Annotated in this window: 18 protein-coding genes; 16 read left to right on the plus strand and 2 right to left on the minus strand. The window is 71.8% G+C overall.

Annotated elements, in window-relative coordinates; all coding sequences use genetic code 11:
- Positions 1 to 55 precede the first annotated feature (55 nt).
- On the plus strand, positions 56 to 2,020 hold the full coding sequence (locus IH50_RS0106230) for a TIGR03960 family B12-binding radical SAM protein (protein WP_030858132.1): 1,965 nt from the start codon (positions 56 to 58) through the stop codon (positions 2,018 to 2,020).
- Positions 2,021 to 2,183: 163 nt separating this feature from the next.
- Here IH50_RS0106230 and IH50_RS0106235 read toward each other — a convergent pair whose 3' ends face one another.
- Positions 2,184 to 3,410 carry a hypothetical protein gene (locus IH50_RS0106235; RefSeq protein ID WP_030858134.1) on the minus strand — a complete coding sequence of 409 codons (1,227 nt, stop codon included), beginning with the start codon at positions 3,408 to 3,410 and terminating at the stop codon, positions 2,184 to 2,186.
- A 199-nt stretch (positions 3,411 to 3,609) separates the two neighbouring features.
- Entirely contained in the window at positions 3,610 to 4,425 is an 816-nt protein-coding gene (locus tag IH50_RS0106240; RefSeq protein WP_051767201.1) for a DUF2637 domain-containing protein, read from the minus strand.
- Between the two features lie 272 nt (positions 4,426 to 4,697).
- Between IH50_RS0106240 and IH50_RS0106250 the strand changes: the two genes are divergently transcribed.
- From IH50_RS0106250 to IH50_RS0106320, 15 genes are all read left to right on the plus strand, one after another.
- Positions 4,698 to 5,729, plus strand: coding sequence for a hypothetical protein (locus IH50_RS0106250; protein ID WP_030858138.1), 1,032 nt, complete (start codon positions 4,698 to 4,700; stop codon positions 5,727 to 5,729).
- Positions 5,730 to 5,833: 104 nt separating this feature from the next.
- On the plus strand, positions 5,834 to 6,610 hold the full coding sequence (locus IH50_RS0106255; RefSeq protein WP_030858140.1) for a TIGR03936 family radical SAM-associated protein: 777 nt from the start codon (positions 5,834 to 5,836) through the stop codon (positions 6,608 to 6,610).
- Between the two features lie 261 nt (positions 6,611 to 6,871).
- Positions 6,872 to 10,939: an Rne/Rng family ribonuclease gene (locus IH50_RS0106260; protein ID WP_030858141.1), complete on the plus strand. Its 4,068-nt coding sequence runs from the start codon at positions 6,872 to 6,874 to the stop codon at positions 10,937 to 10,939.
- Positions 10,940 to 11,155: 216 nt separating this feature from the next.
- Positions 11,156 to 12,223, plus strand: coding sequence for a glucose-1-phosphate thymidylyltransferase (locus IH50_RS0106265; protein WP_030858143.1), 1,068 nt, complete (start codon positions 11,156 to 11,158; stop codon positions 12,221 to 12,223).
- Positions 12,220 to 13,209 carry a dTDP-glucose 4,6-dehydratase gene (rfbB, locus tag IH50_RS0106270; protein ID WP_030858145.1) on the plus strand — a complete coding sequence of 330 codons (990 nt, stop codon included), beginning with the start codon at positions 12,220 to 12,222 and terminating at the stop codon, positions 13,207 to 13,209. The genes IH50_RS0106265 and rfbB overlap by 4 nt, the downstream gene beginning before the upstream one ends.
- Positions 13,210 to 13,327: 118 nt before the next feature.
- Complete coding sequence (rfbD, locus tag IH50_RS0106275) at positions 13,328 to 14,251, plus strand: dTDP-4-dehydrorhamnose reductase (protein WP_030858147.1); 924 nt, start codon at positions 13,328 to 13,330, stop codon at positions 14,249 to 14,251.
- On the plus strand, positions 14,248 to 16,239 hold the full coding sequence (locus IH50_RS0106280; protein ID WP_030858149.1) for a glycosyltransferase family 2 protein: 1,992 nt from the start codon (positions 14,248 to 14,250) through the stop codon (positions 16,237 to 16,239). The genes rfbD and IH50_RS0106280 overlap by 4 nt, the downstream gene beginning before the upstream one ends.
- Before the next feature lie 11 nt (positions 16,240 to 16,250).
- On the plus strand, positions 16,251 to 16,844 hold the full coding sequence (rfbC, locus tag IH50_RS0106285) for a dTDP-4-dehydrorhamnose 3,5-epimerase (RefSeq protein WP_030858151.1): 594 nt from the start codon (positions 16,251 to 16,253) through the stop codon (positions 16,842 to 16,844).
- A gap of 211 nt (positions 16,845 to 17,055) precedes the next feature.
- A complete protein-coding gene (gene rplU, locus IH50_RS0106290) occupies positions 17,056 to 17,376 on the plus strand; it encodes a 50S ribosomal protein L21 (protein WP_004931419.1) in 321 nt (106 codons plus the stop codon).
- A gap of 14 nt (positions 17,377 to 17,390) precedes the next feature.
- Positions 17,391 to 17,645: a 50S ribosomal protein L27 gene (gene rpmA / locus IH50_RS0106295; RefSeq protein ID WP_003976205.1), complete on the plus strand. Its 255-nt coding sequence runs from the start codon at positions 17,391 to 17,393 to the stop codon at positions 17,643 to 17,645.
- 106 nt (positions 17,646 to 17,751) lie between these two features.
- A complete protein-coding gene (gene obgE / locus IH50_RS0106300) occupies positions 17,752 to 19,197 on the plus strand; it encodes a GTPase ObgE (protein ID WP_030858157.1) in 1,446 nt (481 codons plus the stop codon).
- Between the two features lie 126 nt (positions 19,198 to 19,323).
- Positions 19,324 to 20,838 (plus strand): FG-GAP-like repeat-containing protein, encoded by a 1,515-nt coding sequence (locus IH50_RS0106305; protein WP_051767202.1) that lies wholly within the window; start codon positions 19,324 to 19,326, stop codon positions 20,836 to 20,838.
- Between the two features lie 199 nt (positions 20,839 to 21,037).
- Entirely contained in the window at positions 21,038 to 22,588 is a 1,551-nt protein-coding gene (locus IH50_RS0106310; protein ID WP_030858161.1) for an alkaline phosphatase D family protein, read from the plus strand.
- A gap of 250 nt (positions 22,589 to 22,838) precedes the next feature.
- Positions 22,839 to 24,002: a hypothetical protein gene (locus tag IH50_RS0106315; protein WP_030858163.1), complete on the plus strand. Its 1,164-nt coding sequence runs from the start codon at positions 22,839 to 22,841 to the stop codon at positions 24,000 to 24,002.
- Between the two features lie 226 nt (positions 24,003 to 24,228).
- Positions 24,229 to 25,725: a bifunctional cytidylyltransferase/SDR family oxidoreductase gene (locus IH50_RS0106320; RefSeq protein ID WP_030858165.1), complete on the plus strand. Its 1,497-nt coding sequence runs from the start codon at positions 24,229 to 24,231 to the stop codon at positions 25,723 to 25,725.
- Positions 25,726 to 25,887: the final 162 nt, after the last annotated feature.

Consider the following 25,887-nt stretch of genomic DNA (forward strand, 5'->3'; position numbering starts at 1 on the left):
CTCCGGCCGCGTTACGCTGAATGGTCACCCCACTCAGCACACAAAGGTTCGCGAGATGCCTGCCGAAGCCGCCGAGTCTGTGTTCCCGCAGCTCGAAGCTCTGCTCCCGCATGTGCAGAAGCCGATCCAGTACGTCGGCGGAGAGCTCAATTCCACGGTCAAGCCGTGGGAGAGCTGCGACGTCCGCTGGGCGCTCATGTACCCCGACGCCTACGAGGTCGGACTGCCCAACCAGGGCGTCATGATCCTCTACGAGGTCCTCAACGAACAGGACGGCGTCCTCGCCGAGCGCACCTACAGCGTCTGGCCGGACCTCGAGGCGCTGATGCGGGAACACGACGTCCCCCAGTTCACCGTCGACAGCCACCGCCCGGTGAAGGCCTTCGACGTGTTCGGCCTGAGCTTCTCCACCGAGCTCGGCTACACCAACATGCTCACCGCCCTCGACCTGGCCGGCATCCCCCTGGAGGCCAGGGACCGGACGCTGGACGACCCGATCGTCATGGCCGGCGGCCACGCCGCCTTCAACCCCGAGCCGATCGCCGACTTCATCGACTGCGCGGTCATCGGCGACGGCGAGCAGGCCGTCCTGGAGGTCACGCGGATCATCCGCGCCTGGAAGGAGGAGGGCCGCCCCGGCGGCCGCGAGGAACTCCTCCTCCGCCTGGCGAAGACCGGCGGGGTGTACGTCCCCGGCTTCTACGACGTCGAGTACCTCCCCGACGGCCGTATCGCCCGCGTCGTACCGAACAGGTCGGGCGTCCCGTGGCGCGTCTCCAAGCACACGGTGATGGACCTCGACGAGTGGCCCTACCCCAAGCAGCCCCTCGTCCCGCTCGCCGAGACCGTCCACGAGCGCATGTCCGTGGAGATCTTCCGCGGCTGCACCCGCGGCTGCCGCTTCTGCCAGGCCGGCATGATCACCCGCCCGGTCCGGGAGCGCTCGATCACCGGCATCGGCGAGATGGTCGACAAGGGCCTGAAGGCGACCGGCTTCGAGGAGGTCGGCCTGCTGTCGCTGTCGAGTGCCGACCACTCGGAGATCGGCGACATCGCCAAGGGCCTCGCCGACCGCTACGAGGACGACAAGATCGGCCTCTCCCTCCCCTCCACCCGCGTCGACGCCTTCAACATCGACCTGGCGAACGAGCTGACCCGCAACGGCCGCCGCTCCGGCCTCACCTTCGCCCCCGAGGGCGGCTCGGAACGCATCCGCAAGGTCATCAACAAGATGGTCTCCGAGGACGACCTCATCCGGACCGTCGCCACCGCCTACGGCAACGGCTGGCGCCAGGTGAAGCTGTACTTCATGTGCGGCCTGCCCACCGAGACCGACGACGACGTCCTCCAGATCGCCGACATGGCCACCCGTGTGATCGCCAAGGGCCGCGAGGTCTCCGGCTCCAACGACATCCGCTGCACCGTCTCCATCGGCGGCTTCGTCCCCAAGCCGCACACCCCCTTCCAGTGGGCCCCGCAGCTCTCCGCCGAGCAGACGGACGAGCGCCTGGCCAAGCTCCGCGACAAGATCCGCGGCGACAAGAAGTACGGCCGCTCGATCGGCTTCCGCTACCACGACGGCAAGCCCGGCATCGTCGAGGGCCTGCTCTCGCGCGGCGACCGCCGCATCGGCGCGGTCATCCGCGCGGTCTACGAGGACGGCGGCCGGTTCGACGGCTGGCGCGAGCACTTCTCGTACGACCGCTGGATGAACTGCGCCGACAAGGCGCTGGCCCCCTTCGGCGTCGACGTCGACTGGTACACCACCCGCGAGCGCACCTACGAGGAGGTCCTCCCCTGGGACCACCTCGACTCCGGCCTCGACAAGGACTGGCTCTGGGAGGACTGGCAGGACGCCCTCGACGAGACGGAGGTCGAGGACTGCCGCTGGACCCCGTGCTTCGACTGCGGCGTGTGTCCTCAGATGGACACGTCCATCCAGATCGGCCCCACCGGCAAGAAGTTGCTGCCGCTGACGGTCAAGAACGCCGCGCCCGCGACGAGCGGGCACGTTCACTGATGTGAGCGGGGCCTCGATCGGGTGATCGGGGCCCCGGAGGCGGGTGAGGGCGAGGCGGCCGCCGTGCCGTGCGCGGCCGGTGGGGCACGGCCTCGCCCTTCTCACCCGGGTGACCGGGCCGCCCTGCTTCGGGCCGCCCGGTCACGGACTTCCGCCACCTGCCTCAGGAGGCGTCCTTGGTGGTGACGACGTAACAGCTGGCGTGTCCTCCACTCTGTTCCCATTGCTCCCGCTTGGACCACATGTGCCAGTACTCTCCGGCCCGGTCCGTCCCGGAGACCCATGGCCCGGGGGCGGTGCGATAGGCGGTGCGGCAGGCGGCGGCGGCTTCCTCCCGGGCGGCCGTGCTGCCCGGATAGGGGCCCGTGCCGAGTGTTCTCTGCGCGAAGATCCTGCCGTCGTGCGCGCCCGAGCACGGCACGTCCACGACGGTGTCCATGAGCCGCTGGCCCGTGCTGAAGTCGACGCAGCCGCCGGGTTTCACCGCGTCGACGGAGCGGACCGCCTCGGAGGCCGGCCGGACAGGTCCGTCGGGCTTCGCGGCGGGCTTCGACGCACCGTGCCCGGAGAGCCGGAGGTCGATGGTCAGGGAGGTCATGTCCTCGAACGCGCTGCCCTCCTTCCCCAGGGTCGTCGAGAGGTCGGTCCGCACGTGGGTGACGCGTCCCCGGCCGTCCACGGAGACGGTCGTCGGCAGCGGGGCGCTCGTGCCGGAGGATCCGCCGGGGAAGGGGACGGACAGTTCGTGCGTGAGGTCCTCGGGGAACAGGTGCCTGGCTGCGTCGGCGGGCATGTCCGCCTCGTAGACGCGCTGGGAGCCGTCGGTCCGCCGGGATGTCGCCTCCGCGGCGCCGAGTCCTTCGAGGAGGGTGCCGCCCACGGGTCCTTCGGTTCCGCGCAGGTGGCCGATGTTGTCGATGCCGAGGTCCCGACCGGTGTCGTCCGTCGTGTACCGGAGCCAGTACGCCGCCGATCCGGCGCGGTAGTGGATGTGCTGGAAGTCGACGAGGACGCGTGCCGAGGTGGCGGCGTTGCCCTTGCCCGGGGTGACGCCCAGGAGCGTGTCCTTCGTGTCCTGGGGGAGCTTCTTCGGCAGGTTCCACCCCGTGGTCACCTCGCCCGTTCCCTTCCCGAAGTCCATCCGCCCGCTGACGGTCTGCACCGCCCGGCCCTTCTTCGACGCGAAGGTCGTGGTCTGGACGAAGTCGGCGCTGCCCGCCTTCTGTGTCTGGCGCAGGGCGTGGAAGATCTGGAGGCTGAGCTTCTGGTCGAAGACGGGGTGCTTGGCGGCGGGGTGCCCGGCGGAGGTGTCCTGACCGCCGGAGCAGGCGGTCAGGAGCAGGGACGCGAGGGTGAGCACCGCACCTGTACGGGCAAGGTGTCTGATCATGCCCGTAAGACCCGGCAGAGCCGTGGGGGGTTGCCTTCGTACGGGGCATGACGTGATCGCCTTCGACGGGACGGAGGGACCGTCACGGAGGGCGTCGTCCTTCCCCGTTCGCCCGGGACGACGCGGCCCCCGCCGTCGGCGGGGGCCGCTGAGAGGTTTTCCGCTGCCGGCGGTGTACCGGTCCGTCGGCAGCGGGGGCCTACAGGGTGTGCTGTCCGGGGTGCCGGGTGGAGGGCGTGTCACGCCGGTAGGAGCGGGCCGGGGCCCGGAAACGTTCCTGTTTGCCGGGATCGGTGAGCGGTGCGGGGTGGTCCATGGGGGACCGCAGGCGGTGGCGGGCCGAGGCGCGGCGGGGTGGGCGGGTGAGGGTGATCTGGCGGACGAGTTGCTGGAAGCAGGCCAGGGCGGCCACGCCCGGGAGGGCCGCGGCGGCCGTGTCGGTGAGCGTCCGGGGGGCCTGGGCCACACAGAGCACGATGGCGACGAGTGAGAAGAGGAGGACGACGAACCACGAGTGCAGGGCGCGCCGTTGGTGCAGTGCCGCGCGGAGGATGGACAGCGAGCCCGCCAGCCAGGGGCCGTAGACCAGTACGGGCCACCAGGCCGAGGAACTGCCGCTGCTGTGGGCCGTGGTGACGAGGAGCAGGGGTTCGTAGGTGACGACGCCGCTGAAGACGCTCACCATCGACACGGTGACCGCTGCCAGGGCGGCGATGGTGTAGCTGGCGAGGCGCAGTGCGTCGGGGCGTCTGCGCGGGGGTTTGCGGTGGCCGCGCGGTGACGCGCGCAGGGGTGGCAGTTCCGCCGTGATCTCCTGCAGGTTGTCCATGGGGCTGCCGGCCGGGGGAGCGGTGACCGAGGTCTCCTCGCGGGGTCCGGGCATGGTGAGGCCGGAGGCTTCCTCGCCGCGGGCTTCCTGGAGCAGATAGGCGAGTTCCTCGGCCGGGTCCCAGTGCGGTACGGACGTTTCCATGGGCTCCGCGTAGACGAGAGGGTCGTAGCGTTCGTCATTCATGTCAGGCGGCCTCGCCGATCCAGTGGGCGGCGAGGTCGGATTTCCATGAATTCCCCCCGTCGGACCTGATGAGCCCGGACATGCTTGCCTTCGTCATATAGCGACTAACGGTGGCTGTTTCGCTTGGATGCGTGGCGAATGAGTGAACGGCCGTAGGAAAAATCGCTTTACATAAGTCGCGGAATTCTTATGTCGGATCGGCGTTCAGCATATGAGGTAAACAACATCGTGCGGGTGGGATCCGGGCGGGCCGCGCCTGCGTCTTCGTGGGTATGGATATCGAGAAGCCGGCCGGTCCGCCGGCCGCCGCGCCCGCGGGCGAGGGGTGTCTCGTCGTGGCGATCCGCGTTCCCGTGCGGATCGTGGCGTTGGTGCTGGTCGTGCCGGTGCGGATGGCGTGGGACGCGCTGGTCGTCGTCGGACGGTTCCTGAACGGCACGCTGCTGCGGCCTCTCGGGCGGGCACTGCTGTGGGTGGGGCGGGCGGTGTTCGTGTGGCCGTCCGTGGGGCTGTGGCGGTATGTCCTGGTGCCGTCCGGCAAGGGGCTGGCGTGGCTCGGGAAGGTGCTGCTGGTCCTTCCGGCCATCGCGTTCTACCGCCATGTGCTGACTCCCCTCGGTCATGGGGCCGCATGGCTGTACGCGCGTGTGCTGACACCGATCGGGACCGGGGCGTGGGCGGCCGTGGTGTGGCTGGGGCGGTGTCTCGTCGTCGTGCCCGCGCTGTGGTCGTACCGGTGGGTTCTGGCGCCGGTGGGGCGGGTGGTCGCCTGGTGCGGGAAGGGGCTGGTGCGGCTGGTGGCGACGGCCGTCACCGGGATCGGTACGGGGCTGTACTGGATCGCCCGGATCCTGCTGGTGCTGCCCGCGCTCGCGGTGTGGCGGTGGGTGCTGGTGCCCGTCGGGCGTGTGCTCGCGGTCGTCGCGCGGGAGGCCGGGGACGCCCTCGGGCATGCCTGGCGGATCGCCGGGTACGTGTCCCTCGCCGTGGGGCGGTTTCTGGGGAGGCTCTTCCGGTGGGTGTTCGTGGAGCCGGTGCGCTGGGTGTACTGGAGTGTGCTGACGCCGGTGGGGCACGTGGTGCGCGACGCGGTGCTGCGGCCCGTCGGGAACGCCGCCCGCGCGGTGGGCCGGGCCGGCCGGCAGGCCCTCGCCGCCGCCCGCGCGTCGGTGCGGCAGGCACGTGCCGACCTCCGCCGGGCGCTGTTCGGCGAACCGGCCGCGGAACCGGGGAAACCGCAGCTCACGCACCGGCGGGAACCTGTGGCGGCGGTAACGCGTACTCTAGAAAAGAAGACCGGGTGAAGTGTTCCCGCCGACGCGGGGATGCGGCTCGGTCCGACCGCCGTACACAAGGAGTAGTTCCCCTGGGCAAGCGACAGCCCGAAGGCCCGCCGCCCGCACCCGCGGTGCAGCGCATCCGACTGCGCTACACCAAGCGCGGCCGCCTCCGGTTCACCAGCCACCGTGACTTCCAGCGCGCCTTCGAGCGTGCGCTGCGCCGCGCCGAGGTGCCGATGGCGTACTCGGCGGGGTTCACACCGCACCCGAAGGTGTCGTACGCCAATGCCGCACCCACCGGCACGGGCAGTGAGGCGGAGTATCTGGAGATCGCGCTCACCGAGCCGCGTGACCCGGAGCGGCTCCGGGTCCTCCTCGACGAGTCGATGCCCGCCGGACTCGACATCATCGAGGCGGTCGAGGCCCGCACCTCGGGTCTGGCCGACCGGCTGACGGCTTCCGTGTGGGAGCTGCGGCTGGACGGCGTCGGCCCCGAGGACGCCCGCCGCGCGGTGGACGTCTTCAACGCGGCCGAGACCGTCGAGGTCCAGCGCCGGACCAAGAACGGCATCCGCACCTTCGACGCCCGCCCGGCGGTCGTGGGCCTGGAGAGCGCGGAGACGTACTCGTCGCGGCCTGATAGGCCGACCGACCGGCCCTGTGCGATACTGCGGCTGGTTGTTCGGCACGTGACGCCTGCCGTACGACCCGACGACGTCCTGTCCGGTCTCCGCGCCGTGGCCGACCTGGCGCCGCCGGTCCCCGCAGCGGTGACCAGGCTGGCGCAGGGGCTGCTCGATGAAGAGACCGGCACGGTGACCGACCCGCTCGCGCCCGACCGCGAGGCAGCAGCGACCGAGCCGCAACCGGCCGGCGCCACTGCCACCGCGACGGCGCCGGCGTAAGGAAGGTCCCGCGAAGGGACGGATGTCGTAAGCGCCGCCCTCGAACTCGGGAGCCACCTGGGTCGGGCAGCGCACCGACCACAAGACTTTCGCCAGGCCGTACGCATTCGGTGTACGGAACCGGCGAGACAGGACACAGAGTGCTCCCGTGCGGCGCCCGCGCCCCGGACGGCGGCGATCGCGCACCGCGCGAGCCGCGGACGTCACCGGCATCGCCGGACCAGGTGCGGCGCCCGGGAGCCTGACGGGAGAAACGCCCGCATGCTCGAACCGATCGAGCCCACCGAGGGCTCCGAACCGAACACCCCCAGCGACACCCTGCCGCCGAGGCGGCGGCGCCGTGCCGCGTCCCGCCCGGCGGGCCCGCCCGCCGGGGCGGCCGAGGTGACGGCCGAGACCGTCGCGCCGGCCATACCGGCCGCGGAGGCCCCCGAGCCCGATGAGCTCGGGGAGCAGGAGGGCGTCGAGGCCGAGGCGGAGCAGGAGGCCGAGCCCGTCGAGGCCCCGGCCGCCGCGCCCCGGCGTCGTCGTGTGGTCCGCCGCGCGGCCGCGCCGGCCGGGGCACCCGAGTCGGCGGAGGCCGCCGAGACCGTCGTACCGGCGACGCCCGCCACGCCCGGGACGGCTCCCGCTCCCGAGCAGCCCGCCGTCGCCGCGGACACGGCCGAGGACGCGGCCCCGCGCCGTACCCGGCGCCGTGCGACCCGCAGCGTGACCTCGCCGACGGCGACCACCGCGACCACCGAAACCCCCAAGACCGCCCCCGCGGCCCCGGAGACCGCCCCCGAGGCCGGGGAAGCCGTGCCCGAGGACGCCGCTCCGCGCCGTTCCCGGCGTCGCGCCACGCGCGGCGTGACCTCCTCGGAGGTGTCCACCGAGACCGCCGAGGCCACGACCGAGGCCCCCGCGGCCCCGGAGACCGCCCCCGAGGCCGGGGAAGCCGTGGCCGAGGACGCCGCTCCGCGCCGTTCCCGGCGTCGTGCCACGCGGCGTGCCGACGCGCCCGCCGCCGAGGAGACCCCGGTGGCCGAGGCCCCTGAGCCCGCACCGGCCCCCGAACCCGTGCAGGCCCCTGAGCCCGCGCAGGCCTCCACGCCCGTTCAGGCCCCCGGGTCCGTCACCGACGAGGCCGCTCCGCGGCGCCGGCGCCGGGTGGTCCGCAAGGCCGCCGCCGGCTTCGCCGAGCCCGCCGCGTCCGGCGAGGCGGAGACCCCGTCGCGGCGCCCCGCGCGTCCGGCCGTCGCCGTGTTCCAGCCGCCGGTGTTCACCGAGCCCCGCTTCCAGACCCCCGAGCGGGCCGCCGCCGAAGCGGCCGCCGAGGTCGCCGCACCGGCGGCGGAGCCGGAGCGGGCCGAGGAGCCGGCCGAGGAGCTGCCCGCCGCCTCCCGCCGCCGTCGCCGGCGCCGGGGCGAGGAGCCCGAGGCCGCTCCCGAGACCCGCGCCGAGGACGAGGCGGAGGAGACCGAGGAGCAGGCCGAGGACCACGCCGAGGCCGACGACGACCAGGACGACAGCGAGGCCGCCGGTTCGCGCCGTCGCCGTCGCCGCGGCGGCCGTCGCCGCCGGCGTGGTGACTCCGTCGAGACCGACGCCGAGGGCGGCGAGCCCGCGGACGTCTCCGCCGAGCAGGCCGCCCAGGACGCCGAGGACACCGCCGAGCAGGTCGAGGAGGACGCCGAGGAGGAGGCCGAGCAGGCCGAGGACCGCGAGGACTCCGGGTCCAGCAGCAGCCGGCGCCGTCGTCGCCGTCGTCGCCGCGCCGGTGACGGCGGCGGCGAGGCCGAGACGACCGCCGACGACCCCGAGCGCACCGTCGTCAAGGTCCGCGAGCCGCGTCCGAAGGCCGAGCCGTCGGACGAGGTGCAGTCCATCAAGGGCTCCACGCGTCTGGAGGCGAAGAAGCAGCGCCGCCGCGAGGGCCGTGAGCAGGGCCGCCGCCGGGTGCCGATCATCACCGAGGCCGAGTTCCTGGCCCGCCGCGAGGCCGTCGAGCGCGTGATGGTGGTCCGCCAGCACGGCGACCGTACGCAGATCGGCGTCCTGGAGGACGACGTGCTCGTCGAGCACTACGTCAACAAGGAGCAGGCGACCTCGTACGTCGGCAACGTCTACCTCGGCAAGGTGCAGAACGTGCTGCCGTCGATGGAGGCCGCCTTCATCGACATCGGCAAGGGCCGCAACGCCGTGCTGTACGCCGGTGAGGTCAACTTCGAGGCGCTCGGCATGTCGGGCGGCCCGCGCCGCATCGAGTCCGCGCTGAAGTCCGGCCAGTCGGTCCTGGTGCAGGTCACCAAGGACCCGATCGGCCACAAGGGTGCCCGCCTCACCAGCCAGGTCTCCCTCCCGGGCCGCTACCTCGTGTACGTCCCCGAGGGCTCGATGACCGGCATCAGCCGCAAGCTGCCCGACACCGAGCGGGCCCGGCTGAAGACCATCCTCAAGAAGATCGTCCCCGAGGACGCGGGCGTCATCGTGCGCACCGCCGCCGAGGGCGCGAGCGAGGAGGAGCTGCGCCGGGACGTCGAGCGGCTGCAGGCGCAGTGGGAAGAGATCAAGAAGAAGGCCAAGAACGGTGCCGGCAGCGCGCCGACGCTGCTGTACGGCGAGCCGGACATGACCGTCCGGGTCGTGCGGGACATCTTCAACGAGGACTTCTCCAAGGTCGTCGTCAGCGGTGACGACGCCTGGGAGACCATCCACGGGTACGTGTCGCACGTGGCGCCGGACCTGGCCGGGCGGCTGTCCAGGTGGACCAGCGAGGTCGACGTCTTCGCCACCTACCGGATCGACGAGCAGCTCGCCAAGGCGCTGGACCGCAAGGTGTGGCTGCCCAGCGGCGGTTCACTGGTGATCGACCGGACCGAGGCGATGGTCGTGGTCGACGTCAACACCGGCAAGTTCACCGGCCAGGGCGGCAACCTGGAGGAGACGGTCACCAGGAACAACCTGGAGGCGGCCGAGGAGATCGTGCGCCAGCTCCGGCTGCGCGACCTCGGCGGCATCATCGTCATCGACTTCATCGACATGGTGCTGGAGTCCAACCGGGACCTGGTGCTGCGGCGCCTGCTGGAGTGCCTGGGCCGGGACCGTACGAAGCACCAGGTCGCCGAGGTGACCTCGCTGGGTCTGGTGCAGATGACCCGCAAGCGGGTCGGCCAGGGCCTGCTGGAGTCGTTCTCGGAGACCTGCGTCCACTGCAACGGGCGCGGTGTCATCGTGCACCTGGACCAGCCCGCGGCCGCAGGTGGCGGCGGCAAGCGCCGGAAGCGGGCGCGGGCCGGCGCGGCGGACCAGCCGCACGAGCACGAGCACGAGGTGATCGTGGGCGTGGAGACGGCCGAGGAGGAGGCGGAGACGGAGACGGCGGCCGAGGTCGCCGCCGAGACCGCCGAGCCGGTCGCGCTCCCCGCACCCGAGTTCGTCCCCGACGAGGAGCTGTACAGCAGCGCCGCCGAGGCGGAGGCCGCGGCCACCCGTGGGCGCACGCGCCGCCGGGCGAGCCGGCGGGTGTCGGCTCCGGCGGGCGCGCCGAAGCGGTCGGCCAGGGCCGAGCGGCGGAAGGCCGAGGAGGCCGAGGCCGAGGTTCCGACGGCGCAGGACGTGACGGCCGCCGAGGAGGCCGCGCGTCCGGTGCGGCCGGAGCCGGCCGCCGAGGCGCTGGCCGAGCCCGCGGCCGTCGAGGACGCGGTGGTCCCCGAGCCGGTCGAGCCGGCCGCGGAGGAGGCCGCGCCCAAGGGCCGTACGCGTCGCCGGGCCACCCGCAAGGTGTCCGCGCCGGCCGGTTCACCGGCGGGGGCGGAGGTCGCGGTGGTGACGGTCGCGGAGCCCGCGGCCCCGGTCGCCGAGGCGCCCGCGCCGAAGCCCGAGGAGGTCCCGTCCGAGGCACCCGCCGAGGCGTCCGACGGGACCGCGGCCCCGGCCCGTCCGCGCCGCCGCGCGGTGCGCAAGCCGAGCACGCCGACCGCGTCCGAGGAGACGGCCGTCGTGGTCGTCCCGTCGGCGGCGACGGAGACGGCGACGGACACGGCGCCTGCCGAGGAAGCCGAGCCCGAGACCGAGGCCGTAGCCGGGACCGAGGCCGCCCCGGCCAAGAAGACCGCCCGCAAGGCGGCCAAGAAGGCCACGGCGAAGAAGGCCGCCACGAAGAAGACGGCGGCCAAGAAGACCGCCGCCAAGAAGACGACGGCCAAGAAGGCGGCGGCCAAGACCACCAAGTCGGCCGCCACCAAGACGACCACCGCCAAGACGACCGCGAAGAAGGCGGCGTCGAAGAAGACCGCGGCGGCCCGGCAGCCGTCGTCGTCGGTGACCGCCTCGACAGAGGACTGATCCCCGGATCGTTCGGTGATCGTGATCCGCCCCCGGTCCCGCCCGGGGGCGGATCATTTGTGTCGTGAGAGTGGCCACGGTGGGTTCGAATACGTGAATGGCCGGTGAATCGTTGTTCCCGCCACGTGGTTATGATGTGCCGACAGATTGACTGCGAAATCAGACAAACAGGGGCTTTCGGTCCCTATCAAGGTCCACAGTATTGGGGCGCCACACGTGAAGGCTCTCGTTCTTTCCGGGGGAGCGGGGACCCGCCTCCGTCCGATCACCCACACCTCCGCCAAGCAGCTCGTACCGGTCGCCAACAAGCCGGTGCTCTTCTACGGCCTGGAGGCGATCGCCGACGCGGGGATCACCGAGGTCGGGATCATCGTCGGTGACACCGCGGACGAGATCCGTGAGGCGGTGGGGGACGGATCCCGGTTCGGCATCGAGGTCACCTACATCCCGCAGGAAGCGCCCCTGGGGCTCGCGCACGCCGTGCTCATCGCCCAGGACTTCCTCGGCGACGACGACTTCGTCATGTACCTCGGTGACAACTTCATCGTCGGCGGCATCACCGGCCTGGTGGAGGAGTTCCGCACCGAGCGGCCCGACGCGCAGATCCTGCTGACCAAGGTCCCCAACCCCACCTCCTTCGGTGTCGCCGAACTCGGCGCCGACGGCCGCGTGGTGGGCCTGGAGGAGAAGCCGAAGCAGCCGAAGAGCGATCTGGCCCTCGTCGGCGTCTACCTGTTCACCCCGGCCATACACGAGGCGGTCCGCTCCATCGAGCCGTCCTGGCGCGGCGAGCTGGAGATCACGCACGCCATCCAGTGGCTGATCGACGAGAAGCGCGACGTCCGCTCCACCACGATCTCCGGCTACTGGAAGGACACCGGCAACGTCACCGACATGCTGGAGGTCAACCGGTCCGTCCTGGAGACCCTGGAGCCCCACGACGCGGGCACGGTGGACGAGACCAGCGAGATCATCGGCCGGGTGCGCATCGAGGAAGGCGCCCGGGTCAGCGGCAGCCGGATCGTCGGACCCGCCGTCATCGGCGCCGGTACGGTGGTCAACGACGCGTACATCGGTCCCTTCACCTCGGTGTCCGAGGGCTGCCGGATCGAGGACAGCGAAATCGAGTACTCCATCGTCCTGCGGGGCGCGTCCGTGACCGGCGTGCGCCGGGTGGAGGCCTCGCTCATCGGGCGCGACGTCGAGGTCACGCCCGCCCCCCGTAACCCCAAGGCCCACCGGCTCGTGCTCGGTGATCACAGCAAGGTGCAGATCTCCTCATGACTACCAGGATCCTGGTGACCGGCGGTGCCGGCTTCATCGGCTCGCACTACGTCCGTACGCTGCTCGGCCCCCAGGGCCCCGGTGACGTCGCGGTCACCGTCCTGGACAAGCTGACGTACGCGGGCAACCCGGCCAACCTCGACGAGGTGCGCGAGCACCCCGGGTTCGCCTTCGTGCAGGGCGACATCTGCGACCCGGAGCTGGTCGGCAAGCTGATGGCCGAGCACGACCAGGTGGTGCACTTCGCCGCCGAGTCCCACGTCGACCGGTCCATCGACGGCGGCGCGGAGTTCGTCCGCACGAACGTGGTCGGCACGCACACGCTCGTCGACGCCGCGCACCGGGCCGGCATCGAGACCTTCGTGCACATCTCCACCGACGAGGTCTACGGCTCGATCGACGAGGGCTCCTGGCCCGAGACCCACCCGCTGGAGCCCAACTCGCCCTACTCCTCGGCGAAGGCGTCCAGCGACCTGATCGCGCTGTCCTACCACCGCACCCACGGCCTGGACGTCCGCGTCACCCGCTGCTCCAACAACTACGGGCACCACCACTTCCCCGAGAAGGTCATCCCCCTCTTCGTCACCAACCTCCTCGACGGCAAGAAGGTCCCGCTGTACGGCGACGGCGGCAACGTCCGCGACTGGCTGCACATCGACGACCACGTCCAGGGCATCGAACTGGTCCGCACCAAGGGCCGCGCGGGCGAGATCTACAACATCGGCGGCGGCACCGAGCTCTCCAACAAGGAGCTCACCGAGCTGCTCCTGAAGGCGTGTGGCGCCGACTGGGAGACCAGCGTCGAGTACGTCCAGGACCGCAAGGGCCACGACCGCCGCTACTCCGTCGACTGCACGAAGATCCGCGAGGAACTCGGCTACGAGCCCCGCAAGAGTTTCGAGCAGGGCCTCGCCGAGACCGTCCAGTGGTACCGCGACAACCGCGCCTGGTGGGAGCCGCTGAAGGAGCGCGCGGCGCTGAGCTGACGCCGCCACCCGTCTCACGCGGGCCCGGGACCGTCCCGGGCCCGTTCAGGCATTTCCCGCGGGCCCCGGACCCCGCCCGGGGCCCGCGCCATCCGGCACGGAGGAGACAGGAAGAGGGATGAACCCGACAGAGGAACAGGGGAACACGCCGGCCGGCTGGCTGGTCACCGGGGCGGGCGGCATGCTCGGCCAGGACGTGCTGGCCCGGCTGGCCGCGGCCGGGGAGCAGGCCACCGCCCTGGACCGCGCGGCGCTGGACCTCACGGACGCCGACGCCGTGCGGCGGGCGCTCGCACACCACCGGCCGGCCGTGGTCGTCAACTGCGCCGCCTGGACCGCCGTGGACGACGCCGAGACCCGCGAGGCCGAGGCGCTCGCGATCAACGGCGACGGCCCGGCCCACCTCGCCGCCGCCTGCGCCCGCACCGGCGCCGTCCTGCTCCACGTCTCCACCGACTACGTCTTCGCGGGCGACGCCACGACGCCGTACGCGGAGGACGCCCCCACCGCGCCGCGCAGCGCCTACGGCCGCACCAAGCTGGCCGGCGAGCAGGCCGTCCTGAAGACCCTCCCCGACAGCGGTTACGTCGTGCGCACCGCCTGGCTGTACGGAGCGGGCGGAGGCAACTTCGTCCGTACGATGATCAAGCTGGAAGGTCTCAAGGACACCCTCGACGTCGTCGACGACCAGCGCGGCCAGCCCACCTGGAGCGCCGACCTGGCCGGTCTGCTGGTCGAGCTGGGGCGGGGCGCCCTGGCCGGCACCGCCCCGGCGGGCGTCTACCACGGCACCAGCTCCGGCGAGACCACCTGGTACGGCCTCACCCGCGAGATCTTCCGCCTGCTCGGCGCCGACCCGGACCGGGTCCGCCCCACCACCAGCGAGGCGTTCGTCCGCCCCGCCCCCCGTCCGGCCTACAGCGTGCTCGGCCACGAGCGCTTCGCCACGGCCGGCATCGAGCCGCTGCGCGACTGGCGCGCGGCCCTCACCGAGGCGTTCCCGGAGATCCACCGGGTCCACAAGAAGGAGAACCCGGCGTGACAGTCAAGGTCAGTGTCGTCATCGCGGTCTACAACCCGGGCAAGTACGTCGAGGACTGCGTCAACGGCCTGCTCCGGCAGAGCCTCACCCCCGACGAGTTCGAGGTCTTCTTCGTCGACGACGGATCCACCGACGAGACCCCCGCCCGGCTGGACCAGCTGGCGGCCGAGCACCCCCACTTCCACGTCATCCACCAGGAGTCCTCCGGCTGGTCCGGAAAGCCCCGCAACACCGGCATCGACGCCGCCCGCGGCGAGTACGTCATGTTCGTCGACCACGACGACTGGCTCGGCGACGAAGCCCTCGAGCGGATGTACGACTACGGCAAGGCGAACGAGGCCGACGTGGTCGTGGGCAAGATGGCGGGCATCGGCCGCCCGGTCCCGCAGGAGCTGTTCCGGGTCAACCGGCCGCGCGCGACGGTGGAGAACGCGCCGCTGATCGACAGCCTCACCCCGCACAAGATGTTCCGGCGGGAGTTCCTCCAGCAGCACAACATGCGCTTCAAGGAGGGCCGCCGCCGGCTGGAGGACCACGTCTTCGTCGTCGAGGCCTACCTGCGGGCGAAGAGCGTCGCCGTCCTGGGCGACTACCTGTGCTACTACCACATCACCCGTGACGACGGCTCCAACGCCGGCTTCCAGCGCTTCGACCCGGTCGGCTACTTCGCCAACCTCCGCGAGGCCCTCGACGTGGTCGAGGAGCTCACCGAGCCCGGCCCGCTGCGCGACAAGCTGTTCAGCCGCTGGCTGCGCAACGAGATGGTCGAGCGGCTGCGCGGCAGCCGGCTGCTCAAGCTCCCCGAGGACTACGCCGAGGAGCTGTACCGCGAGATCCGCGGGGTGGTCACCGAGCGTTTCGGGCCGGGCGTGTTCCAGCGGGTCGCCCCCACCCAGCGGGTGGTGGCCGGACTGGTCGCCGCCGACCTCTACGAGGACGTCTGCGCCCTCGCCCACTGGGAGGCCGGGATCAAGCCCACCGGCACACTCGACTCCCTGGCCTGGGAGGACGGTGTCCTGAACATCGGCTTCACCTCCGAGTACCAGGTCGACGGCGAGCCGATGACCTTCCGCCGGGAGGACGGGCGCGACCTGCTCGGCCTGCCGCTCTCCGAGAAGGCGCTCAAGGCGCTGGCCGACCAGGACATCTCCCTGGCCGCCCCGGTCGACAAGAGCGACGTGGACCTGGTGGTCCGCCACCGCGAGACCGCCACGCAGTACTACCTCCCGGTCGAGTGCGAGGCGCACCGCCTGGACGCGGGGGACGGCTCCTTCCGGCAGCGGATCACCACGCGCGCCGTCCTCGACCCGGAGACGGCGGCCGCGGGCAAGCCCCTGGACAAGGGCCTGTGGGACCTGCACCTGCGCATCAAGTCCTGCGGCTGGAGCAAGGAGACCCGGCTCGGCGCGGTGCGCGGCGAGGACGTGGACGCCGGACGGCTGGCCGCGCTCACCGGTGAGCCGCGGCGGCTGGTGCTGCCGTACTGGACCGACGGGCCGGGCAACCTCTCCCTCGACGTCGACCAGCACACGAACAAGCTGGAGCGCGAGGCGGTGGCCCTGATGGACCCGGCCCGGGCCGTGGTCGAGGGCTCCACCGTGCGGCTCCCGCTGCCGCTGCACGGCACGGCGGACGCCGGGGACCCGGTGCGGCTCCGCTTCGAGCGCAAGAACGTGGGCAAGTACCCGGCCGACGCCGTGACCGACGGCCGTACCGTGACCGCCACGCTGCCGCTGGAGAAGCTCACCGGCAAGCGCTGGGCCGTCCGGATCGGCGTGCCGTCGGCCGGCCGCGGCGAGGCGAAGTGGACCCGGCTCCCGGTCGACGTGGTGGTCGCCGCCGACGGCACCGCCCGGGTGATCGACCGGCACACCCCGCCGGCCGGGAAGAAGCCCGCGCCGAAGCAGTCCGCCCGGCCCCGCCCCCTGTGGCGCCGGGCCGCCGGCCGGGTCAAGCGCGCACTGATGAACAAGCAGAAGAAGAGCTGAGGACACCTTCGATGCGACCCCTTTCCCTCTCCGGTGCCTGGGTGCACGAGCCGAAGATCTTCCCCGACGGCCGGGGCAGCTTCCACGAGTGGTTCAAGGCCCCGGTCTTCACCGAGGCGGCGGGCCACCCGCTGACGCTCGCCCAGGCCAACATGTCCGTCTCCAGCCGGGGCACCCTGCGCGGCATCCACTTCGCCGACGTGCCGCCCGGCCAGGCCAAGTACGTCAAGTGCGTGCGCGGCGCGGTCCTCGACGTGATCGTGGACATCCGGACCGGCTCGCCCACCTTCGGCCAGTGGGAGGCGGTCCGCCTGGACGACCGGGACCACCACGCGGTCTACCTCTCCGAGGGCCTCGGCCACGGCTTCATGGCGCTCACCGACGACGCCACCGTGGTCTACCTCTGCTCCGAGGGGTACGCCCCCGAGCGGGAGCACGGCATCCACCCCCTCGACCCGGCCGTCGGCATCGACTGGCCCGCCGAGCTCACCCCGCTGCTGTCCGCCAAGGACGAGCAGGCCCCCACCCTGGCCGAGGCCCGCGACCAGGGCCTCCTTCCCTCCTACGAGGCGTGCGTGGCCTACCGGGAGGGCCTCGGCCGCTGAACCGTCCGGGTCGGGCCGGCCTCCGCGGGGGCCGGTTTGACCCGTTCGGCCACGGCCCGTAACCTTGACCGTCGGCGTGTCCATCGGGGCCGCCACGTCCCCGTAAACCTCTTCCTTCCGGGTGCTCCGGTGTCCGGGAGAGGTCGTCCGTGTTCTCGGCCGGACGGCTGGCCTGCGGGGATGCCGTTCTTCGAGTGAGAGTGAGATCCGCGTGTACGCCATCGTGCGCAGCGGTGGCCGCCAGCACAAGGTCGCTGTCGGTGACATCGTTGAGGTTGACAAGATTTCCACCGCCAAGGTGGGCGACACGGTCGAGCTCTCGACCCTGCTCGTCGTCGACGGCGACGCTGTGACCAGCGACCCGTGGGTGCTGGCCGGCATCAAGGTCCAGGCCGAGGTCGTGGACCACCACAAGGGCCAGAAGATCGACATTCTGCGCTACAAGAACAAGACCGGCTACCGCCGTCGTCAGGGCCACCGCCAGCAGTACACGGCGATCAAGGTCACTGAGATCCCCGCGGCTGCGAAGTAAGGGACTGAGGAGACATGGCACACAAGAAGGGCGCATCGTCCACCCGGAACGGTCGCGACTCGAACGCCCAGCGGCTCGGCGTGAAGCGCTTCGGCGGTCAGGCCGTCAACGCGGGTGAGATCCTGGTCCGCCAGCGCGGCACCCACTTCCACCCGGGCGCCGGTGTCGGCCGCGGCGGCGACGACACGCTGTTCGCCCTGCAGGCCGGTGCGGTGCAGTTCGGCACCCACCGTGGCCGCAAGGTCGTGAACATCGTTCCGGTCGCCTGATCGGAAGCTTTCGCGAGGCGGACCTCACTTCCCGGTCGGGAAGGCGGGTCCGCCTTTCGCGTGTTAAGACAACACATCCCTGATACGTCTCTGGAGGCACCCCACCATGACCACCTTCGTGGACCGCGTCGAACTGCACGTCGCCGCGGGTAACGGAGGCCACGGCTGTGCCTCCGTCCACCGTGAGAAGTTCAAGCCGCTCGGCGGACCCGACGGCGGGAACGGCGGACGCGGCGGCGATGTGATCCTCACCGTCGACCAGTCCGTGACGACCCTCCTGGACTACCACCACTCCCCGCACCGCAAGGCCACCAACGGCAAGCCCGGCGAGGGCGGCAACCGCAGCGGCAAGGACGGGCAGGACCTGGCCCTCCCCGTGCCGGACGGGACCGTCGTCCTGGACAAGGCCGGCAACGTGCTCGCGGACCTGGTCGGGCACGGGACGTCGTACGTCGCCGCCCAGGGCGGACGCGGCGGGCTCGGCAACGCCGCCCTCGCCTCCGCGCGCCGCAAGGCGCCCGGGTTCGCGCTGCTCGGCGAGCCGGGGGACCTCCAGGACATCGTCCTGGAGCTCAAGACCGTCGCCGACGTGGCGCTGGTCGGGTACCCGAGCGCCGGCAAGTCGTCGCTGATCTCCGTGCTCAGCGCCGCCAAGCCGAAGATCGCCGACTACCCCTTCACCACCCTCGTCCCGAACCTCGGTGTCGTCACCGCCGGGTCGACCGTCTACACCATCGCCGACGTGCCCGGCCTCATCCCCGGCGCCAGCCAGGGCAAGGGGCTCGGCCTGGAGTTCCTGCGCCACGTCGAGCGGTGCAGCGTGCTCGTGCACGTGCTGGACACCGCCACGCTGGAGTCCGAGCGCGACCCCGTCTCCGACCTCGACATCATCGAGGAGGAGCTGCGGCAGTACGGCGGTCTCGGCGACCGTCCCCGCATCGTCGTCCTCAACAAGATCGACGTCCCCGACGGCAAGGACCTCGCCGAGATGGTCCGCCCCGACCTGGAGGCGCGCGGCTACCGCGTCTTCGAGGTGTCGGCCGTCGCCCACACGGGGCTGAGGGAGCTGTCGTTCGCGCTCGCCGAGCTGGTGGCCCAGGCGCGGGCGGCCAGGCCCAAGGAGGAGGCGACCCGCATCGTCATCCGGCCCAAGGCCGTGGACGACGCCGGCTTCACCGTCACCCGCGAGGACATCGACGGGGAGCCGCTGTTCCGCGTGCGCGGCGAGAAGCCCGAACGCTGGGTCCGCCAGACCGACTTCAACAACGACGAGGCCGTCGGCTACCTCGCCGACCGGCTCAACCGCCTCGGCGTCGAGACCGAGCTGATGAAGGCCGGCGCCCGTAACGGTGACGGCGTCGCCATCGGCCCCGAGGAGAACGCGGTCGTCTTCGACTGGGAGCCGACCGTCACGGCCGGCGCGGAGATGCTCGGCCGGCGCGGCGAGGACCACCGCTTCGAGGCACCCCGCCCGGCCGCCCAGCGACGCCGCGACAAGCAGGCCGAACGGGACGAGTCGGAGCGGGAGTACGACGACTTCGAGCCGTTCTAGCCGGTGCGGTGACGGCGGGTGCGGTGACGGCGGGTGAGGTCGTGGTGAACACCCGGGCAACCAACGGGTGTTCCGGCCGGTCGTACTGAACGGCAACCCGACCGGTTCTACGACAGGACGCCCGCCATGGCCGCGCCTTCCCCACGCCACAGGAACCTCACCCGCCCCGCCCGGATCGCGCTCGCGACCGGTGCGGCACTCGTCGTCGCCGGCACCCTCGCGGTGCCCGGCGCGTACGCGGCACCCGCCGACGGGCCGGCCGCCGGCGCCGCGCAGCCGCGCGACGACTTCAACGGCGACGGCTACGCCGACCTCGCCGTCGCCGCCCCCACCGCGACCGTCGCCGGCAAGAAGGGCGCCGGCTACGTCGCCGTGGTGTACGGGTCGGCGAGCGGCCTGCGCACCGCGACCCGGCAGGTCCTCCACCAGAACACCGCCGGTGTCCCCGGCAGCGTGGAGACGGACGACGAGTTCGGCAGCGCGCTCACCACCGCCGACCTCGACCAGGACGGCTACGCCGATCTCGTCGTCGGCGTCGGCCGCGAGGACACCGCCGACGGCGGCGAGGACTCCGGGCTGGTGGAGGTGGTGTGGGGCGGCCCCCAGGGGCTGTCCGGCGGTGCCGCGCTCGCCTCGGGGGGAAACGCGTACGACGGCCTCGGAGCCGCCGGCCACCTGACCACCGGGGACGTCGACGGCGACGGCGCCCCGGACGTCGTGACCGTCGAGAACCTGCACGACCTGCGGATCCTCAAGGGCCCCTTCGGCCGGGACGGTGCCGGTACGGGCGGCGAACAGACCGTCAGGGACGTGTACGACAGCCGGGTCCTCGACCTCGCCGCCGGTGACGTCAACGGCGACGGTCTCACCGACGTCGTCGCCACCGAGAACGACGGCGACGAGTACGACGCCCGCCGGGTCGTGTACTGGCTGGGCGACCGCACCGCGCTCAACCCCTTCACCCTCGTCTACGACATCGACGGCGCGGGCCTCCAGGGCGGTGAGAACCTCGACGTCGGGGACGTGAACGCCGACGGGTACGACGACATCGTGGTCGGCCGGGCCGTGGACGGCTACGACAGCGACCTCGACAACCCGTACGTCAAGGGCGGCCGGGTCACCTGGATCCCCGGCACCCCCGAGGGCCCCGACGGGGTGAAGGCCGTCTTCCTCAACCAGGACCGCCCCGGTGTGCCGGGCACGGCCGAGGACGACGACGCCTTCGGCACCGACGTCCACATCGGCGACGTCGACGGCGACGGCTACCAGGACGTCGTCACCGGAGTCCCCGGCGAGGACCTCGGCAGCGTGTCCGCGGCCGGCGCCGTCGTCGTCCTGCGCGGCACCGCGCACGGGCTCACCGGCACCGGCGGCCTGACGGTCACCCAGAACACCGCGAACGTGCCCGGCACCGCCGAGAAGAACGACAAATTCGGCGGCGCCACCCACCTCGGCGACACCAACGGCGACGGGCTCGCCGACCTCGTCGTCGGCGCGCCGGGGGAGAACTCCGGCGCCGGGTCGGTGTGGTACTTCCGCTCCACCCCGACGGCCGTAGCGGGGAGCGCCGGGACCTTCGGCGCGGGCACCCTCGGCACGGTGGCGACCGGGGCGGGGCTGGGCACCGCCTTCACCGGCTGACCCGTACGGGCGCCGGCGGCCGTCGCCCGCCGCTCACCCGGCGGACCCGTCGTGGCCACGGGATGTTCCCGTGCCGCGGCGGGTTTCCCGTTGTCCCCCTGCTTGTCATGCGCGCGAACCTCGGTGTTCAGCGGGCGGACCGTCCGGACCGCGAGCTTCCCAGTGTCCGAGTGTCGTACGACGCAGGGGAGTTCGCCCGATGTCCGGAGCAGTCCAGCCCGACCGCCGCCGCGTCCTGACCGCCGGTGCCGCCGTACTCGGCGCCGCCGCATCCGCCCAGCTGTGGCTGCCGGCCACCGCGCACACGGCCGAAGTGAAGCTGCCCGACGGAGTGTTCAGCCTGGGGGTGGCCTCCGGCGACCCGCTGCCCGACGGGGTCGTCCTGTGGACCCGGCTCGCCCCGGACCCGCTGAACGGCGGCGGCATGCCCGGCCGCACCGTGGCCGTGGAGTGGCAGGTCGCCCGGGACGCCCGCTTCAAGAAGGTCGTCCGCCGGGGCGTCGCCCCGGCCCGGCCCGCGTACGGGCACAGCGTCCACGTGGACGTACGCGGGCTGCGCCCGGACACCACGTACTGGTTCCGCTTCCGCGCCGGCGGCCAGCTCTCGCGCGTCGGCCGCACCCGCACCGCGCCCGCCCCGTACAGCTCCGGCGGCCGTCTGAAGGTCGCGCTCGCCTCCTGCCAGAACTGGCAGCACGGCTACTTCACCCCGTACGCCGACATGCTGGACCAGGACCCGGACGTCGTGGTGTTCGTCGGCGACTACATCTACGAGTCCACGCCCTCGGCGACCGGCGTACGCCGCCACGAGGGCACCGGTGAGCCGTACAGTCTCACCCAGTACCGCAACCGGTACGCCCAGTACCACTCCGACCCGGACCTCGCGGAGATGCACGCGAACGCGCCCTTCGTGGTCACCTTCGACGACCACGAGGTCGACAACGACTTCGCCGGCGAGATCCCGCAGGACCCCGACAAGCAGGCGCACGACCCGTTCGTCGCCCGGCTGACGGCCGCCTACCAGGCGTACTACGAGCACATGCCGGTCCGTGCCACCGCCGTCCCGAACGGCCCGCACATCCGGATGTACCGCCGGCTGGAGTTCGGCCGGCTGGCCCGGCTCAACGTGCTGGACACCCGCCAGTACCGCAGCGACCAGGCCACCAGCCAGGAAGGCGCCCAGGACCCGTCGCTGACCATGCTCGGGGCCGCGCAGAAGCGCTGGCTGGTCGACGGGCTGCGCGACTCGCCGGCCCGCTGGAACCTGATCGCCTCGCAGATCATGATGGCCGAGACCGACATCCGGGTCGGTGAGGGCAAGCTCTGGTACTACGACGCCTGGGACGGCTACCAGACCGAACGCAACGCGCTGCTCCAGGAGTTCCGGCGGGTCAGCAACCCCGTCGTCCTCACCGGTGACCGCCATCTGACGATGATCAGCGACCTCAAGGCGGACTTCGCCGATCCGGGGTCGGAGGCCGTGGGCGCCGAGTTCGTCGGTACGTCCATCTCCAGCAACGGTGACCAGGACCACGCCGCGTTCCGCGCGCAGTGGGACCCGCTGCGTGCGGACAACCCGCACTGGAAGCTGCTCGACGCCCACCGCGGGTACCACCTGTTCGACATCCGTCGCGACGGCATCGACGCGCGGGTGCGGGTGGTGGACACGGTGCTGCGGCCGCGGGCCACGTCCAGCACGCTGGCCGCGCTGCGGGTGGAGGCGGGGAGGCCGGGCGTGCGTCTGGTCTGAGCGGGGCGGGGGTGGGGCGCGGCCCGGCGTTTTCACGGGGTGCCCCGTGCCGGTGTGGGCCGGGGGTGGGGCGCGCGGCCCGGCGTTCGCGGGGTGCCGTCGCGCTCACCCGTGCCGCTGGGGGCACCTCCCAGGCCCTTAAGGCACTGGGGGAGGCACGACTGCCCGCGGCTGGGCGGGGGCGGGTGCTCAGGTGGGGCCCAGGTTGTTCTCACGGGATCCTCAGTGAGCCGTCCTACCGTGCCTCGGCATGGACACCGACTGTACGAGAGAAGAACTCCGCGTCCCCGCCCTCCCCGCCGGTACCCGGCTGCTGCACATCGGGCCGCACAAAACCGGCACCACCGCCGTCCAGGGCGCGCTGTTCGCCGCGAAGGAGGAGATGGCGCGGCACGGCGTCGACTTCCCGGCGCACAGCAGGCACCCGATCGAGGCCGTCCTCGCCGCCTGCGCCCGGCCCGCGATGATGGGGGACCCCGTCCCCACCGAGAGGCACTGGCGGCGGCTGCTGGACCAGGTGGTGGCCACCGGGGAGCGCACCTCCGTGATCAGCAGCGAGTTCTTCGCCGACGCCGAGGACGACGCGACGATCGCCCGGATCGTCGAGCAGCTCGGCGGAGACCGGGTGCACGTCCTGGTCACCCTGCGGCCCCTGACGCGGATCATGCCCTCGCAGTGGCAGCAGTACGTGCAGAACGGGCTGCGGCTGGGCTACGAGCCGTGGCTGGAGCACATGCTCCGCCGGGCCCCGTACGACAGGCCCACCCCCAGCTTCTGGCGCCGGCACCGGCACGACCGGCTGGTCGAGCGGTGGGCCGCGGCGACCGGTCCCGGCCGGGTGACCGTCGTCGTGGTCGACGACCGCGACCGGGACGCGCTGATGCGCACCTTCGAGGCGCTCCTCGGACTGCCCGGGGGACTGCTGCGGCCGGTCCCGGAGACCGCGAACCGTTCCCTCACCCTCGCCGAGACCGAAATGCTGCGGCACCTCAATAAGGAATTCCGCGGCAATGAGCTTCCGGAAGAGCTGTATTCGAGGCTGGTACGGCACGGCGCGATCGCACATATGAAGAACGCGTGCGGTCCCACCCCGCGTGACGTGAAGATCCGTACTCCGCAATGGGCCCTGGAGGCCGCCGCCGGGATCGGCGCCGAGACGGCCGCGCGGATCGGCTCCCTGGGCGTGCGGATCCTCGGCGACCCGGAGGCGCTGTCCCGCGTACCGGCGTCCGGGGAGCGGGCGGGCGAGCCGCGGCTCGCCCCCGAGGTGGCCGCGCAGGCCCTGTTCGGGATGCTCACCGCGGTCGCCGCGACGAACGGCACCGGCAAAGGGCGTACTGTTCACCGGACATCGTCGAAGGAACTGGTGAAGGTCCTCGGCCACCGCTGCCTGAAACGGCTGCGCCTGCGCTGAGCCGACCGGGTGGTGTCCCGCCTGTCACGCACAGCAATGACATAACTCCTGTGGAGTTACTCACAAGAATTCACCGCGGGCCCCTGGAACCCCCTGCGGGGCGCCAGGAGTCCTAGGTGAATGACAGGTGGCGCGCACATATGCGGCAGAGGTCGCTCACCTTGCACTGCGGTAACCCCAAGTGGGACCATTTCGAAGTTCCCTGTCGCCCCAAGGTAGGTCACCTGTGTCCCAGCACATAGCCAAGCCCCGTACCACCGCAGTGATCCTGGCCGGCGGTACCGGTCAGCGGGTGGGTCTCTCGATCCCCAAGCAGCTGCTGAAGATCGCCGGCAAGGCAGTCATCGAGCACACCCTGACCACCTTCGAGAAGGCCGACTCCATCGACGACATCATCGTGCTGATGGCGCCGGGGTACGTGCCCGACATCGAGAAGATCGTCGCCAAGGCCGGGTTCACGAAGGTCACCAAGGTCATCGAGGGCGGCTCGACCCGGAACGAGACCACGGAGCGGGCCATCGCCGCGCTCGGCGAGGGCCTGGCCGAGGGCGAGGACCGCAACGTCCTCTTCCACGACGCCGTGCGCCCCCTGCTGTCGCAGCGCGTCATCGACGACTGCGTGAGCGCGCTGGAGCGCTACCAGGCCGTCGACGTGGCCATCCCGTCCGCCGACACCATCATCGTCACGCGCACGCACGGCGAGGACGGCGAGTTCATCACGGAGATCCCGGACCGCTCCCGGCTGCGCCGCGGCCAGACCCCGCAGGCCTTCAAGCTGTCCACCATCCGCCGCGCCTACGAGGTCGCCGCGAACGACCCCAACTTCCAGGCCACGGACGACTGCTCGGTCGTGCTCAAGTACCTGCCGGACGTGCCGATCCACGTCGTGGCGGGCGACGAGTACAACATGAAGGTCACCCAGCCCGTCGACGTCTTCATCGCCGACAAGCTCTTCCAGCTCGCCTCCACCGCCGCGCCCGAGCAGGTCTCCGAGGAGGCCTACCGGAAGCTGCTCACCGGCAGGACCATGGTGGTCTTCGGCGGTTCGTACGGCATCGGCAAGGACATCGCCGAGCTCGCCGAGTCCTACGGCGCCACCGTCTACGCGCTGGGCCGCTCCACCACCGGCACCCACGTGGAGAACCCGGAGGAGGTCGACGACGCGCTGTCCAAGGCGTACGGCGAGACCGGCCGCATCGACTACGTCGTCAACACCGCGGGCGTGCTGCGCATCGGCAAGCTCGCCGAGACCGACAACGCCACCATCGAGGAGGCGCTGAAGGTCAACTACCTGGCCCCGGTGCAGATCGCCCGCTCCGCCTACAAGTACCTCGCCGAGACCAAGGGACAGCTGCTGCTGTACACCTCCAGCAGCTACACCCGCGGGCGCGCCGAGTACAGCCTGTACTCCTCGACCAAGGCCGCCATGGTGAACCTCACCCAGGCCCTGTCCGACGAGTGGGCCGGTGACGGCGTCCGGGTGAACTGCATCAACCCGGAGCGCACCGCCACGCCGATGCGCACCAAGGCTTTCGGACAGGAGCCGGCGGGCAGCCTGCTCTCCTCCGAGGCGGTCGCCCGGACCTCGCTCGACGTGCTGTTGTCCGAGCTCACCGGCCATGTCATCGACGTACGGCAGCAGGACCCGACGGCGGGCGCGGCGCGGGCCACCGGGTTCGAGCAGGCGCTGGCCGCGGTGCTGGACCGTCAGGACGGCGTGTAATAATTGCCGCCAAATAGCCTTCCGTAATTCAGGCCTCCGCGGCCTCCTGTTCACGTAGTCGGTCGACGGGAGTTCGCGGGGGCCTGAATCCGTACCTCCCGAATTGCGCACAGGCACAAAAACCGGCACTCCCCCCTCCAAGAGCAGGTTATCCGTGATATC

This window comes from Streptomyces sp. NRRL S-37, from assembly GCF_000721605.1.
GTDB lineage: Bacteria > Actinomycetota > Actinomycetes > Streptomycetales > Streptomycetaceae > Streptomyces.

What these genes read in the sequence shown, in the direction of transcription:
- IH50_RS0106240 (WP_051767201.1), bottom strand. Translation starts at nt 4,425, where the DNA reads ATGAATGACGAACGCTACGACCCTCTCGTCTACGCGGAGCCCATGGAA.
- rfbD (WP_030858147.1), top strand. Translation starts at nt 13,328, where the DNA reads ATGAACCCGACAGAGGAACAGGGGAACACGCCGGCCGGCTGGCTGGTC.
- rfbB (WP_030858145.1), top strand. Translation starts at nt 12,220, where the DNA reads ATGACTACCAGGATCCTGGTGACCGGCGGTGCCGGCTTCATCGGCTCG.
- IH50_RS0106315 (WP_030858163.1), top strand. Translation starts at nt 22,839, where the DNA reads ATGGACACCGACTGTACGAGAGAAGAACTCCGCGTCCCCGCCCTCCCC.
- rfbC (WP_030858151.1), top strand. Translation starts at nt 16,251, where the DNA reads ATGCGACCCCTTTCCCTCTCCGGTGCCTGGGTGCACGAGCCGAAGATC.
- IH50_RS0106230 (WP_030858132.1), top strand. Translation starts at nt 56, where the DNA reads ATGCCTGCCGAAGCCGCCGAGTCTGTGTTCCCGCAGCTCGAAGCTCTG.
- IH50_RS0106260 (WP_030858141.1), top strand. Translation starts at nt 6,872, where the DNA reads ATGCTCGAACCGATCGAGCCCACCGAGGGCTCCGAACCGAACACCCCC.
- rpmA (WP_003976205.1), top strand. Translation starts at nt 17,391, where the DNA reads ATGGCACACAAGAAGGGCGCATCGTCCACCCGGAACGGTCGCGACTCG.
- IH50_RS0106250 (WP_030858138.1), top strand. Translation starts at nt 4,698, where the DNA reads ATGGATATCGAGAAGCCGGCCGGTCCGCCGGCCGCCGCGCCCGCGGGC.
- obgE (WP_030858157.1), top strand. Translation starts at nt 17,752, where the DNA reads ATGACCACCTTCGTGGACCGCGTCGAACTGCACGTCGCCGCGGGTAAC.
- IH50_RS0106310 (WP_030858161.1), top strand. Translation starts at nt 21,038, where the DNA reads ATGTCCGGAGCAGTCCAGCCCGACCGCCGCCGCGTCCTGACCGCCGGT.
- IH50_RS0106305 (WP_051767202.1), top strand. Translation starts at nt 19,324, where the DNA reads ATGGCCGCGCCTTCCCCACGCCACAGGAACCTCACCCGCCCCGCCCGG.
- IH50_RS0106235 (WP_030858134.1), bottom strand. Translation starts at nt 3,410, where the DNA reads ATGATCAGACACCTTGCCCGTACAGGTGCGGTGCTCACCCTCGCGTCC.